The 12,594-nt window shown below is 67.2% G+C and carries 11 protein-coding genes; 4 read left to right on the top strand and 7 right to left on the bottom strand.

Annotation, left to right across the window (positions count from 1 at the left end):
- Window positions 1–146: 146 nt before the first annotated feature.
- The 6 genes from L0977_RS05845 to L0977_RS05820 all read right to left on the bottom strand — a co-directional run bounded on the left by L0977_RS05845 (window position 147) and on the right by L0977_RS05820 (window position 8,099).
- Entirely contained in the window at window positions 147–1,022 is an 876-nt protein-coding gene (locus tag L0977_RS05845) for a hypothetical protein (protein ID WP_234263889.1), read from the bottom strand.
- Window positions 1,023–1,038: 16 nt separating this feature from the next.
- Window positions 1,039–3,333 carry an NADP-dependent malic enzyme gene (locus L0977_RS05840; RefSeq protein ID WP_234263888.1) on the bottom strand — a complete coding sequence of 765 codons (2,295 nt, stop codon included), beginning with the start codon at window positions 3,331–3,333 and terminating at the stop codon, window positions 1,039–1,041.
- A 78-nt stretch (window positions 3,334–3,411) separates the two neighbouring features.
- Window positions 3,412–4,665, bottom strand: coding sequence for a M20 family metallopeptidase (locus tag L0977_RS05835; RefSeq protein ID WP_234263887.1), 1,254 nt, complete (start codon window positions 4,663–4,665; stop codon window positions 3,412–3,414).
- Window positions 4,666–4,673: 8 nt separating this feature from the next.
- Window positions 4,674–6,449, bottom strand: coding sequence for a 2-oxo-4-hydroxy-4-carboxy-5-ureidoimidazoline decarboxylase (gene uraD / locus L0977_RS05830; protein ID WP_234263886.1), 1,776 nt, complete (start codon window positions 6,447–6,449; stop codon window positions 4,674–4,676).
- 22 nt (window positions 6,450–6,471) lie between these two features.
- Window positions 6,472–7,422 (bottom strand): allantoinase PuuE, encoded by a 951-nt coding sequence (gene puuE, locus L0977_RS05825; RefSeq protein ID WP_234263885.1) that lies wholly within the window; start codon window positions 7,420–7,422, stop codon window positions 6,472–6,474.
- Window positions 7,423–7,430: 8 nt separating this feature from the next.
- Complete coding sequence (locus L0977_RS05820) at window positions 7,431–8,099, bottom strand: GntR family transcriptional regulator (protein ID WP_234263884.1); 669 nt, start codon at window positions 8,097–8,099, stop codon at window positions 7,431–7,433.
- 82 nt (window positions 8,100–8,181) lie between these two features.
- Here L0977_RS05820 and uraH point away from each other — a divergent pair, with 82 nt between their 5' ends.
- On the top strand, window positions 8,182–8,535 hold the full coding sequence (gene uraH / locus L0977_RS05815) for a hydroxyisourate hydrolase (RefSeq protein ID WP_234263883.1): 354 nt from the start codon (window positions 8,182–8,184) through the stop codon (window positions 8,533–8,535).
- A 216-nt stretch (window positions 8,536–8,751) separates the two neighbouring features.
- Here uraH and L0977_RS05810 read toward each other — a convergent pair whose 3' ends face one another.
- Window positions 8,752–9,324, bottom strand: a complete 573-nt coding sequence (locus tag L0977_RS05810; protein ID WP_326491051.1) for an energy transducer TonB — start codon at window positions 9,322–9,324, stop codon at window positions 8,752–8,754.
- 173 nt (window positions 9,325–9,497) lie between these two features.
- On the opposite strand from L0977_RS05810, the gene xdhC reads away from it, so the two are divergent.
- The 3 genes from xdhC (at window position 9,498) to L0977_RS05795 (ending at window position 12,589) form a co-directional block, all read left to right on the top strand.
- Window positions 9,498–10,307, top strand: coding sequence for a xanthine dehydrogenase accessory protein XdhC (xdhC, locus tag L0977_RS05805; RefSeq protein WP_234263882.1), 810 nt, complete (start codon window positions 9,498–9,500; stop codon window positions 10,305–10,307).
- A gap of 142 nt (window positions 10,308–10,449) precedes the next feature.
- Window positions 10,450–11,181: an aspartate/glutamate racemase family protein gene (locus L0977_RS05800; RefSeq protein ID WP_234263880.1), complete on the top strand. Its 732-nt coding sequence runs from the start codon at window positions 10,450–10,452 to the stop codon at window positions 11,179–11,181.
- A gap of 40 nt (window positions 11,182–11,221) precedes the next feature.
- Window positions 11,222–12,589: an NCS1 family transporter gene (locus tag L0977_RS05795; protein ID WP_234263878.1), complete on the top strand. Its 1,368-nt coding sequence runs from the start codon at window positions 11,222–11,224 to the stop codon at window positions 12,587–12,589.
- Window positions 12,590–12,594 lie beyond the last annotated feature (5 nt).

Here is a 12,594-nt window from a genome sequence, read left to right as displayed (position 1 = left end):
CTTGGCGAGCGATTGCTCGCACTGCAAGGCTGCTTCAAGTGCCAACCAAACAAGTCATCTGCCGCAGACGCTGATCGGAAGGTAGTGCTTTCACTCGAAAACGCTGAATTTCAACAGCCTGTTAGGGCCTGCTCACCCTGTTGTTCTCAGGCGAAAAGCTCGGCAATCTGTTCGGTGGTGCCTTGCCACTGGAGCCGGGGCATGGTGTGCCGGATGTAGCGTGTGTCCGAATCCGGGGGCAGCAGGTCGATGTCGGGCCGTTGGTGGGGGTCGAACATGCCGGCCACCGGGATGTGGATGGTCCGGGCTTCGGACAGCCAGGCCGCGATCCAGGAAAACGAGCTGATCGCCAGCGCGATGTTCGACGAACCGAGGAGCGTGAGGAAGTCTTCCTTGGGCGAACGGGTGCGGGCAAACACGGCCTGGGGGAAGCGGCGCCTGAGGGCGGCTTCGTAGGCCGGGTGGCTGGACAGCTCTCCCACGAACGCCGGTTTCAGACCGGTGTCTCGGATCAGGGTTTCGTAGTAACCGAGTGGCAGCGGGCGGTAGTCCGGATGAATACCGGGGTAGAGGTGTTCGGCCCCATAGGGCCCGCCGTAGCCGCCGGCCATGAGTCCCGCGCTTGCACCGCTGAAGACATCGCCGGCCCGGATGTTGATCGTCAGGAACTCGGGGCCGAACCCCCACTCGCTGGCGCCGGGGCGCAGCGGAAGCAGGCGCTGGCAGAACGCGCGGTCGTAGTAGGCCAGCCGCATGGCAAAGCCGCGGAATGTGGCCCCCGTGTAGGTGCCGTCGCGCAGGGCCGCCACCAAAGCCGGCACATCGAAAAGATGCTTGCCTTCGATGTGCAGGAAACCGGTGTCGTGGTCCGGCGCGGGGGGCGTTTCGAGGTCGAGATCGGGAATGTGCACCCCCCGGACGGAGTGGGTTCCGGCGCGCCGGGCCAGCTCTGCACAGAAGAAGTACTGGAAGAGCCGGTTGCCGGCCCGGCCCTTGTGCCGGACGACGAGGGGTTTTCCCATGCCCTGATGAGTGGGCTCAGACCGCGCTGGCGGCGGCCATGGCGGTCATGTTGAGCACCCGCCGAACGGTGGCGGCCGGGGTAAGGATGTAGGCGGTGCGCGCCACGCCCATCAGCACCGGGCCGATGGTCACGCCACCGCTGCTGGTTTCCTTGAGCACGTTGTAGAGGATGTTGGCGGCATCCAGGTTGGGGCAGATCAGCAGGTTGGCCGGGCCATTCAGCGTCGAGTCGCCCAGATAGGCCTGGCGGATGGCCGGCTGCAGCGCGGCGTCGCCGTGCAGTTCGCCATCGCACTCGATACCGGGGTGGCGGGCCACGAACAGGTCGCGTGCCTGGCGCATCTTCTTGGCAGACGCGCGCTTGGACGAACCAAAGCTCGAATGCGAGAGGAAGGCGACCTTGGGCACCAGGCCGAAGCGCTGCACCTGTTGGGCGGCCATGAAGGCAATCTCGGCCAGTTGCTCGGCGTTGGGGTCTTCGTTGACGTAGGTGTCGGTGATGAAGAGGGGGCCGCGATCGGTCATCAGCGCGTTGACGGCGGCGTAGTTGTTCACGCCGGGCTGCTTGCCCAGCACGCTGTCGATGCGCTCCAGGTGGGTGGTGTAGCTGCCCACCAGCCCGCAGATCAGGGCGTCGGCGTCCCCCAGCGCCAGCATCAGCGAACCGATGATGGTGTTGGAGCGGCGCACGGCCGCCTTGGAGACTTCGGGTGTGGCGCCGTTGCGCGCCATGAGGCGGTGGTAGTGCTCCCAGTACTGGCGGAAGCGCGGGTCGTCTTCCGGGTTGACGTTGGCCACGTCCACCCCCAGGCGCATGCGCAGGCCGGCCTTTTCGATGCGGGCCTCGATCACGGCCGGGCGCCCGATCAGGATCGGCGAGGCGATGCCGTCGTCGATCGCCATCTGGGCCGCGCGCAGCGCACGTTCGTCTTCACCGTCGGCGTAGGCCACGCGCTTCTTGTCGGCGGCGACGGCCTTGGCGGCATTGAAGATGGGCCGCATCAGGATGCCGGTCTGGGTCACGAAGCGGCCCAGGCTCTCGCGGTAGGCGGCCATGTCGGTGATGGGGCGCGTGGCCACGCCCGAGTCGGCCGCGGCTTGCGCGACGGCCGGCGCGATCTTGAGGATCAGGCGCGAGTCGAAGGGCTTGGGAATGATGTATTCCGGGCCGAAATTCAGTTCCTGGCCGGCGTAGGCGGCGGCCACTTCGTCGCTGATCTCGGTCTTGGCCATGTCGGCGATCTCGCGCACGCAGGCCATCTTCATTTCCTCCGTGATCTTGGTCGCGCCACAGTCGAGCGCGCCGCGGAAGATGTAGGGGAAACAGAGGACGTTGTTGACCTGGTTCGGGTAGTCCGAACGGCCGGTGGCGATGATGCAGTCCGGCCGCGCAGCCTTGGCCACTTCGGGGCGGATCTCGGGTTCGGGGTTGGCCAGCGCGAGGATGATCGGCTGGCTGCCCATGCTCTTGACCATCTCGGCGTCCACCACGCCGGCGGCCGAACAGCCCAGGAACACGTCGGCACCGTTCATGGCGTCGGCCAGACTGCGGGCGTCGGTGGCGCGGCAGTAGCGGCGCTTGGACGCGTCGAGCTTGCCGGCCTTGGCGTCTTCGCGCTCGGTCTGGATCACGCCCTTGGAGTCGCAGACGAGGATGTTTTCGATGTTCACGCCCAGGTTGACCATCAGGTCCAGGCAGGCGATCGCTGCCGCGCCGGCGCCGCTGACGGCAACCTTGACCGCGCCGATGTCCTTCTTGACCAGTTCCAGCCCGTTGATCAGCGCGGCGCTGGAGATGATGGCGGTGCCGTGCTGGTCGTCGTGGAAGACGGGGATCTTCATGCGCTCGCGCAACTGCTTCTCGATGTAGAAGCACTCGGGCGCCTTGATGTCTTCCAGGTTGACGCCGCCCAGCGTGGGTTCGAGCGCGGCGATGATGTCGACCAGCTTGTCGGGGTCGCGCTCGGCCAGCTCGATGTCGAACACGTCGATGCCGGCGAACTTCTTGAACAGGCAGCCTTTGCCTTCCATCACCGGCTTGCCGGCCAGCGGGCCGATGTCACCGAGACCCAGCACGGCGGTGCCGTTGGTGATCACGCCCACCAGGTTGCCGCGGCTGGTGTACTCGGCGGCCAGGCTGGGGTCGGCCTGGATGGCCAGGCAGGGAAAGGCCACGCCCGGCGAATAGGCCAGCGACAGGTCGCGCTGGTTGGACAGCGGCTTGGTCGGAACGACGGCGATCTTGCCCTTGTTGGGAGCGCGGTGGTATTCGAGCGCGGCGTCGCGCAGGGCTTGTTCAGCGGGGGTCATGGTGTCTCCAGGGCGAGGCAAAGTCCGGTCCGCCCGTGAGGGGCGGGCGGTCATTGTGGCACGGTCGGCGGGCAGCGCTTATGCGGCTTTCAACAGGTCGAACAGGGTGCGCGCGATGACCTTGGTGGCGCGGCGCAGGTCGTCCAGCACCAGGTTTTCGTCGGCGCGCTTGGCGTTCGATTCGCGCACCGTGCGCGGGCCGGCGCCGTAGATCACACCCGGAATACCGCGCTCCACGTACAGGCGCACGTCGGTGTAGAGCGGGGTGCCGACGGCGGGGATGGGTTCGCCGAACAGTTCCTCGCCGTGTCGCTGGATGGCCTGCACCAGCGGGGCGTTGCCCGCCAGCGGCTTCATGGCCCGGCACAGCAGCATGCGCTTGACCTCAACCTTCAGGCCTTTGCCACCGCGCGGCGGGTGGTAGCTCGCCACGGCCTGATCGATGGTGCGGCGGATGGCGGCCTCCACCTCGGCCGGGTCTTCCTCGGGGATCATGCGGCGGTCGAGTTTGAGCACCACCTTGCCGGGGATCACGTTGGTGTTGGTGCCGCCCTGGATCAGGCCCACGTTCAGATAGGGGTGGGTGATGCCTTCGACGTTCGAGGTGACCTTCAGGTAGTCGGCGTTGAGGGCATACAGCGCGTTGAGGATGTGCGTGGCACCCTGCAGCGCGTCGGTGCCGCTGTCGGGAATCGCCGCGTGGGCCATGTCGCCGTGCACCGTCACTTCGAGCTGCAGGCAGCCGTTGTGGGCCACGACCACCTGGTAGCTGAAACCGGCGGCGATCATCAGGTCGGGCTTGGTCAGCCCCTTGTCCAGCAGCCAGCCAGGGCCGACCTCGCCGCCGTATTCCTCGTCGTAGGTCACGTGCAGTTCGACGTTCCCCTTGAGCGGCAGACCCAGCGATTCCAGTGCGCGGATGGCGTAGGTGAAGTTGGCGATGTCGCACTTGCTCACCGCCGCTGCGCGGCCGTAGATCTTGCCGTCCGCGATTTCGCCGCCGTAGGGGTCGTGCGTCCAGCCCTCGCCAGGCGGCACCACGTCACCGTGGGCGTTGAGCGCAATGGTCTGGCCACCGTCGCCATAGCGGCGGCGCACGATCAGGTTGGTGATGGTCTCCAGGCCGGCGGCCTTGACCTCGGCGTCCGGCACGGCGTGCTTCTCGGCCGTCAGGCCCATGCCGGCCAGCAGTTCGGCCGTGCGCTCGGCGTGCGGCGCGTTGTTGCCGGGCGGCGTGTCGGTGGGCACGCGGATGAGTTCCTGCAGGAACTGCACCTCTTCGTCGAAGTGGGCGTCGATCCAGGCGTCGAGTTGCTGTTGGGCGGTGGTCATGGGGGCTTTCAGTGGAATTCGGTGGTCAGTTGTTGCAGCACGTGGTCGAAGGCCTTGACGGCCAGGTCCATGTCGTCGGCGGTGCTGGATTCGAGCGGGTTGTGGCTGATGCCGCTGTTTTCGCCGCGCACGAACAGCATGGCCTGCGGCATGATTTCGTGCAGCTTCATGGCGTCGTGCCCGGCACCGCTGGGCATGCGGAACAGCGGCACACCCAGCGCGGTGCAGGCGGCTTCCCAGCGCGCCTGCCATGCCGGGGCGCTGGGCGCGGCGGCCGCGTGCATGGTCTCTTCCAGCGTGTGGCGCACCCCCCGGCGCTCGCAGATTTCGGCCAGCTTGGCCAGCACGTCCTGGGCGAGGGCGTCGCGTTGCGCATTGGTGGGCGCGCGCATGTCCAGGCTGAACTTGCAGGCGCCGGGCACCACGTTGATGGAGCCGTTGGGCACCTGCAGCATGCCCACGGTGGCGACCGAATCGCCGTCCTGCGCGGCGCGCTGCTCGGCAAAGAGGATCAGCTCCGCCACTGCGGCGGCGGCGTCGCGGCGGCGATCCATGGGCGTGGTGCCGGCGTGGCTGGCCATGCCGATGACTTCGCCCACGTAGCGCACGCTGCCGTTGATGCTGGTGACGATGCCCAGCGGCAGGTTCAGTTCGTTGAGCACCGGACCCTGCTCGATGTGCACCTCGATGAAGCCCAGGTACTGCGCCGGATCGCGCTGCAGTTTGGGGATGTCGTCGATGCACAGGCCGGCGTGCTGCATGGCTTCGCGCATGGTGATGCCGTCGGCATCTTTCTGGTCGAGCCAGGTGGGGTCGAAGTGGCCGGTGAGCGCGCCCGAGCCGAGGAAGGTCGCTTTGTAGCGCTGGCCTTCTTCTTCGGCGAATCCCACCACCTCGATGCCGAAGGGCAGGCGTTTCCCGGCCGCGTGCAGCTTCTGCACGCAGGCCATGGGCACGAAGATGCCCAGACGCCCGTCGTACTTGCCGCCGTTGCGCACAGTGTCGTAATGCGATCCGGTCAGCAGGTATTTCCCACCGGGCGTGGCGGGGTGGTAGCGGCCCACCACGTTGCCCACCGCATCGATCTCGATCTCGTCGAAGCCGCAGTCCTTCATCCAGTGGCTGATGCGCTGGGCGCAGGCGCGGTGCGCGTCGGTGAGGTAGGTGACGGTGAGCTGGCCCTTCTCGGCATAGCCCGGGTCGCTGTGCTGGGCCAGGGTCTCTTGCCAGTCCCAGACCCGTTGGCCGTCGACCGGCTCGAAGCCGAACTTGTCGTTGAGCCGGATCTCGGCGATGCGGTGGATGTTGCGCAGGCACTCCTGCCGCTCGAAGTCCGGGTGGCCGTGCACGCGGCGTTCGAAGGCCTCGATGATCTGCGCCTTGGTGAGGCCCGTGCCCCGTGCGCCGCGCACCGCGAGGATGAAGGGAAAGCCGAAGCGCGCGTTGTAGTCGGCGTTGAGCTGCTGGATGCGCGCGAATTCCTCGGGCGTGCAGTTCGTCAGGCCGGCCTTGGTCTGCTCGTTGGTCGATTCGGCCGTCAGCGATTTGCTCACCATCGCCTTGCCGGCCAGTTCCGGGTGGGCGCGGATCAGCGCCAGTTGGGGTGCCACGCCGGCTTCGTCGAGCACGCGCGTCATCGCGTGCTTGAGCTGCGCCAGCGAGGCGAAGGGTCGCTGGGCGAGAGCGCGCTCGGCGATCCAGGGCGAGTGCTCGTACAGGCCGTCGAGCATCTGCAGCGCCTCGGGCAGGGGCGCGGCGTTGAGTTGGTCCAGGGTCAGGGGCATGGGGTCAACCTCGGGCGGGGTGTCAGGCCAGGGCCAGCGGGTGCGTGGCTTTCCAGTGCCGCGCGATGTCGACCCGGCGCGCCACCCAGACCTGGTCGTGCGACTGGATGTGGTCCAGGAAGCGCTGCAGCGCGGTGATGCGGCCGGGGCGGCCGAGCAGGCGGCAGTGCATGCCGATGCTCATCATTTTGGGGCGGTCCAGGCCGTTCGGATCGCCTTCGGCGTAGAGCGCGTCGAAGGTGTCCTTCATGTACTGGAAGAACGGATCGGCGTGCGAATAGCCCTGCGGCAGCGCGAAGCGCATGTCGTTGCAGTCCAGGGTGTAGGGCACGATGAGCTGGTGCGCGTCGCTGCCGTCGGTCTTGCGCACCTTCATCCAGAACGGCAGGTCTTCGCCGTAGTAGTCGCTGTCGTATTCGAAGCCGCCGTAGTCCGCCACCAGCCGGCGCGTGTTGGGGCTGTCGCGGCCGGTGTACCAGCCCAGCGGGCGTTCACCCGTCAGGTCCTGGAGGATCTGCATCGCCTCGGCCATGTGGGCGCGTTCGGTGGCCTCGTCGATGTTCTGGTAGTGGATCCACTTCAGGCCGTGGCAGGCGATGTCGTGGCCCAGTTCCTTGAAGGCTGCGGTCAGCTCGGGGTGCTTCTGCAGCGCGGTGGATATGCCGAACACCGTCAACGGCAGCTTGCGCTGTTCAAACTCGCGCAGGATGCGCCAGACCCCCGCGCGCGAGCCGTATTCGTAGATGCCTTCCATGCTGATGTGGCGGGCCTCGAAGGCGGCCGGGTTGAACATTTCCGACAGGAACTGTTCGCTCGCCTTGTCGCCGTGCAGCACGCAGTTTTCGCCGCCTTCTTCGTAGTTCAGCACGAACTGGACGGCCACCCGGGCCGCTCCGGGCCAGCGGGCGTGGGGCACGTCGCGGCCGTAGCCGATGAGGTCGCGCGGGTAGGGGGCGGTGCTGTCGTAGATCATGCGGGTGCTCAGGAAGAAAGGGCCAGGGACAGGTCGTTGGTGGGCAGCTTGCGGTCGAAGGTCAGGCCTTCCTCCACGTGCTGCAGGTGGTCGTTCATCAGGCGCACGGCCAGGTCGGCGTCCTTGGCCGCCAGGGCCTTGACGATTTCGGCGTGTTCCTCGTTGGAATGTTCGGCGGCGTTGGTGCTCTGGTACATCAGCGTGATCAGCGCACAGCGCGAGATCAGCTCGCGCAGCAGTTCGGCCAGCACCTGGTTGCCCATGAGTTCGGCCATGCGCACGTGGAAATCGCCCAGGAGTTCGGTGCGGCCCGGCACGTCCTGGTTGTCCACTGCCTGCCGCTCCTGCGCCACGTGTTCGCGCAGGGCCTTGATCTTGCTGGGGGTGACCTGCTGCACAAAAGCGCGGGTCATCTCGATTTCCAGCATGCGGCGCACGGCAAACACCTGCTTGGCTTCGTCCACCGAAGGAGACGCCACGAAGGCGCCGCGCGCCGGCTCCAGGCGGATCAGCCGGTTCTGGGAAAGCTGGAACAAAGCTTGCCTGACCAGGGTGCGCGAAACGCCGAAGTGGTCGGCCAGCTTCTGCTCGGCCAGTTTGGTGCCCGGGTGCAGACGGTGTTCCACGATCGCGCGGGTGAGTGACGCCACGATGTGATGCGTGCTGGAGTGTTCCATGGTGCGGTCATGATATCCAGAAAAACAAAAAGTGTATACACTTTTGGTCGACTGAAACCAACCCTCCCGAAAAGGAATCGCCATGGGCCTGAGTACCCACGTTCTGGACACCATGCACGGCTGCCCCGCAGCCGGCATGGCCGTCGAGCTCTACACCACCGAGGGTGATCGGGCCACACTGGTCAAGCGCTTCGAGCTCAACAGCGATGGCCGCAATCCGGACGGCCCGCTGTACGACAACGCCAGCCTGAAGGTGGGAACCTACCGGCTGGTGTTCGACGTGAAGGGCTATTTCGCTGCGAAAGGTGTGGTCCTGCCCGAGCCGAATTTCCTCCACCGCGTGGCCCTGGATTTCGGGGTGGCCCATACCGACCAGCACTACCACGTGCCGCTGCTGGTGAGCCCCTGGAGCTACAGCACGTACCGAGGCAGTTGACTGGCCCTGCGAACCCGACGACGCTTCCCGCTTGCTGCGTGGGAGACGGCCTCTCGGCGGCCGGGCGAAACCCGTTCTATGAGGCCTTGGGACGGGGCACGTGCGCCGGCAAGAGATCCGGCGTGCCATACCTGCATGGGGGGCGGGGGACCCGATGGTGCCGGGCCACTCGCATCGCCCCCTGGGGCGCCGCCGCCGCCGTGGGCGGCGCGGGGGTTAGCGGCTCCGCTGACCTTCGGTCAGGGTGTCGAGCTGGAACTGCCCGCTCTTGTCCCAGAGCCAGGTTTCGGTGTAGGTGACCCGGCCCATGCGGATGGGGGCGGGGAAGGGCGCGGCGGCCCGCACGGTGCGCTCGATTTCGGCCCGGGCGCCGGGGTGGCTGGGCGGCCGCATCCAGTTCAGGGCCACGATGCGGCCGCGGTGGTCGAGTTCGAGCTGCATGGTGCCCACGCCTTGCAGCAGCGGTGGCATTTTGCCCTTGTAGATGCGGTGGGCGTTGAGCGAATAGAGGTGGCGTGCGCCATCGCGCCGGTAGGCGCGCGGGGTGGCGGCCTCGGAGACGATGGCCGGGGGCGGTTCGGGCTGCACGGCCGGGGCGACCGGAGCCGGTGCCGGTGGCGGTACCGGCGTGCTCGCAACGGGCGCGGGCACCGGTGCGGCGCAGGCGGCCAGCAAGGCGGCCGTGCCGGTGCCGAGCCAGGCCCAGCCGAAAAAGCGGGGCTGGCGGCTGTCGGACGAAGCCGTTGCACCCGGTTGGTGCGAGCCTGGGATGATGTGTTTGTCTCTCATGCGGAACCTCTGGCGTCAGGGCCGGCCCTGGGGCCGGAAACCGGCTGCTATACACCGATCACCATGCAGTGTATGCACTTCTGCTGAAAACCGGATGAAGCGGCGCGCGCCATACTTGACCGGAAGCCCGGAAATTACCATTTCACACAGTTGCGTCGGCACCTGCGCCACACATGCCTTTTCTCCTGAGCCTTTTCCTGAAGCGCCTGGCCGACGAGCCGGCCGTCCTGGTGTCCATCAGCGATGCACGGGGCTCGGTGCCGCGGGAGCCGGGGACCTGGATGGCGGTGTTCGCCCAGGGCGAGGTGGGCACCATCGGCGGCGGCCGGCTGGAATGGGAGGCCCTGGCCCGGGCGCGTGGTCTGCTGGGGCAGGCGGCGGCCGAACCGGTCGAGCAGCACATCACGCTCGGGCCCAGTCTCGGCCAATGCTGCGGAGGGCGGCTGGCCTTGCGCTTTGAACCGGTGGTGGCGGCCGACGTCGAGCGCCTGGCGCAGCGGTTGCGGCAGACCTGGCAGCCGGTGGCGCTGTTCGGCGGTGGCCATGTCGGGCGCGCCATCGTGCAGGCGCTGGCCCCGCTGCCGTTCGCGGTGACCTGGATCGACAGCCGCGACGAGGTGTTTCCCGCCGATGTGCCCGACACCGTGGTCACGGAGTACGCCGATCCGGTGCAGGACGCGCTGCGCGACGTGGTGCCGGGGTCGTTCGTGCTCATCATGAGCTTCTCGCACGCCGAAGACCTCGACGTCGTGGCGGCCTGCTTGCGGCGCCAGCGCGAGCGCGGCGATCTGCCGTTCGTGGGCCTGATCGGCAGCCGCACGAAGTGGGCGAGCTTTCGCAACCGCCTGCGCGACCGCGGCTTTGGCGACGCCGAGCTGGACCGCGTCACCTGCCCCATCGGGTTGCCGGGCATCACCGGCAAGGCGCCCGCAGTGATCGCGGCGGCCGTGGTCGCCCAGTTGCTGCTGCAACACCGCGCCTGACCCGCCGACCGCACCCGCGGTCATCCCCCGTTCCCGCTGTTTGCGGGTAAACCCCAGCCATTTTGTGCGCGGGGTGTCTTGTCGCATTCAATTTTTGTATACAAACTATGTGTTCTAAATTTGAATCCAAAAAAGGAGACCCATGAAGCTTCGCGTGATCAACCCGAACACGACGCAGGCGATGACGGACACCATCGCCCAGGCGGCGCGGCGCGTGGCGGGGCCGGGCACCGAGATCGTGGCCAGCCAGCCGGCCAGCGGGCCGGTGTCGATCGAGAGCCATTTCGACGAGGCCGTGGCCGCTGTGGGCGTGGCCGAGGAGGTGCTGGCCGGCGAGCGCGAGGGCACGGACGCCTACGTGATCGCCTGTTTCGGCGACCCGGGCCTGTGGTCTGCCCGCGAGCTGACGCGGGCGCCCGTGATCGGCATCGCCGAAGCGGCCTTCCACATGGCGGCCCTGATCGCCACCCGGTTTTCCGTCGTCACCACGCTGGGACGCACCTGCGTGATTGCCGAGCACCTGCTGGCGCAGTACGGTTTCGAGCACCAGTGCCGCCGCGTCCGCGCGGCCGAGATTCCGGTGCTGGACCTGGAGCACGACCCCGACGCCGCGCTGCGCAAGATCATCGAGGAGAGCCTGCGCGCCAAAGCCGAAGACGGCGTGGGCGCCATCGTCCTGGGGTGCGGCGGCATGGCCGACCTCACTGAAGAGATCTCACGGGCCGTGGGCCTGCCGGTGGTCGAAGGCGTGACCGCGGCGGTCAAGCTGGCCGAATCCCTGGTGCACCTGGGCCTGCACACCAGCAAACACGGCGACCTGGATTTCCCCCGCCCCAAGGCCTTCGCGGGCCGTTTCAGTCACTTCAGCGCCTGAGCGGCGCATTCCTGCTTCCCTACCAACGAGGAGACACACCATGAGTGAAGCGCAAGAGAAGGCGGCCGGCGAAGAGTCGCTGGCACCCCAGGAAACCCGGATCATGGACCGCTGGTCCTACCTGCTGGCCTGGCTGGGCGGCTGCGTGTCCATCGGCACCTTTGCCATGGGCTCCAGCCTGGTCGGCCAGCTCAACATGCTGCAGGCCGTGGTGGCGATCGCCATCGGCTGCTTCGTCATAGGTGTGGCCCTGGCCATCAACGGCGCCGCCGGTCACAAGTACGGCATCCCTTTCATGGTGCAGGCGCGCACGGCATTCGGCTTTTCGGGCACCCGGCTGCCCGGTCTGGTGCGTGCGGTGCCGGCCGTGGTGTGGTTCGGCTTCCAGAGCTGGATCGGCGCCGGCGCGCTGAACGCGGTGTCGGCGACGCTGCTCGGCTGGGACAACCTGGTGGCCTGGTTCGTGATCTTCCAGCTGTTGCAGATCGCGCTGTCGGTCTACGGCTTCAAGGGCATCAAGTGGCTGGAGAACGTGGGCAGTGTGTTCATCATCGGCTCGCTGGTCTACATGTTCTACGCGGTGATCACCAAGTTCGGCGGCGCCATCAACGAGCGCATCACCAACATCGAAGGCACCTGGGGCCTGCCGTTCTGGGGTGCCACCATGCTGTTCCTGGGCATCTACAGCACCATGATGCTCAATGTGAGCGATTACTCGCGCGAGCTGCACAAGAACGTGCGGCCCGGTCCGCTGACCACCATCTATTCGATGAGCATCCTGCCGGCCACCCTGTTCATGGGCCTGATCGGCCTGATGGTTTCGGGTGCCACCGGCACGGCCGACCCGATCAAGGTGTTCTCCAGCGCGGTCGACAACACGCCGCTGCTGGTCACCACGCTGCTGTTCATCGCCTTTGCGCAGGTCACGACCAATGTGCTGAACAACGTCGTGCCACCGGCCTACGTGCTGATGGACCTGTTCCGCCTTTCGTTCCGCAAGTCGGCGGTGGTGGTGGGCCTGCTGGCTTTCTGCACCTTTCCGTGGGTGCTGGTGAAAGACGAATCGGCCTCGGGCCTGCAGATGTTCGTGCAGACCTATTCCGCCTTCCTCGGCCCGATCTTCGCGGTGCTGGTGGTGGACTATTACGTGCTGCGGGGCCGTCGCCTCGACCTGGTGAAGCTCTACGACGAAAACGGCCCGTACCGCGGCGTCAACTGGGCCGGCGTGCTGGCCACGCTGGCCGGCGCTGCGGTGGCGCTGTCCTTCCCGGCGATCAGCTGGTACGCCAGCCTGCTGCCGGCGGGCGTGGTGTATTACCTGCTGATGAACCACTGGGCCCCGTGCCGGCGCTTCCTCGACGGCCATGAGACGGTGGTGCCGCCAGTGGGCGCCGGCCGGAGGGCCTGAGCCTA

It is taken from the genome of Hydrogenophaga sp. NFH-34, assembly GCF_021401345.1.
Taxonomy (GTDB): domain Bacteria; phylum Pseudomonadota; class Gammaproteobacteria; order Burkholderiales; family Burkholderiaceae_C; genus Hydrogenophaga; species Hydrogenophaga electricum.
The sequence above is the reverse complement of the archived record's forward strand: the minus strand, read 5'-3'. Positions and strand labels throughout refer to the sequence as shown.

Bases quoted from the DNA above. Each gene is read 5' to 3' on its own strand.
- L0977_RS05845 (WP_234263889.1), bottom strand. From the start codon at position 1,022: ATGGGAAAACCCCTCGTCGTCCGGCACAAGGGCCGGGCCGGCAACCGG.
- puuE (WP_234263885.1), bottom strand. From the start codon at position 7,422: ATGATCTACGACAGCACCGCCCCCTACCCGCGCGACCTCATCGGCTAC.
- uraD (WP_234263886.1), bottom strand. From the start codon at position 6,449: ATGCCCCTGACCCTGGACCAACTCAACGCCGCGCCCCTGCCCGAGGCG.
- L0977_RS05835 (WP_234263887.1), bottom strand. From the start codon at position 4,665: ATGACCACCGCCCAACAGCAACTCGACGCCTGGATCGACGCCCACTTC.
- L0977_RS05800 (WP_234263880.1), top strand. From the start codon at position 10,450: ATGAAGCTTCGCGTGATCAACCCGAACACGACGCAGGCGATGACGGAC.
- xdhC (WP_234263882.1), top strand. From the start codon at position 9,498: ATGCCTTTTCTCCTGAGCCTTTTCCTGAAGCGCCTGGCCGACGAGCCG.
- uraH (WP_234263883.1), top strand. From the start codon at position 8,182: ATGGGCCTGAGTACCCACGTTCTGGACACCATGCACGGCTGCCCCGCA.
- L0977_RS05820 (WP_234263884.1), bottom strand. From the start codon at position 8,099: ATGGAACACTCCAGCACGCATCACATCGTGGCGTCACTCACCCGCGCG.
- L0977_RS05840 (WP_234263888.1), bottom strand. From the start codon at position 3,333: ATGACCCCCGCTGAACAAGCCCTGCGCGACGCCGCGCTCGAATACCAC.
- L0977_RS05795 (WP_234263878.1), top strand. From the start codon at position 11,222: ATGAGTGAAGCGCAAGAGAAGGCGGCCGGCGAAGAGTCGCTGGCACCC.
- L0977_RS05810 (WP_326491051.1), bottom strand. From the start codon at position 9,324: ATGAGAGACAAACACATCATCCCAGGCTCGCACCAACCGGGTGCAACG.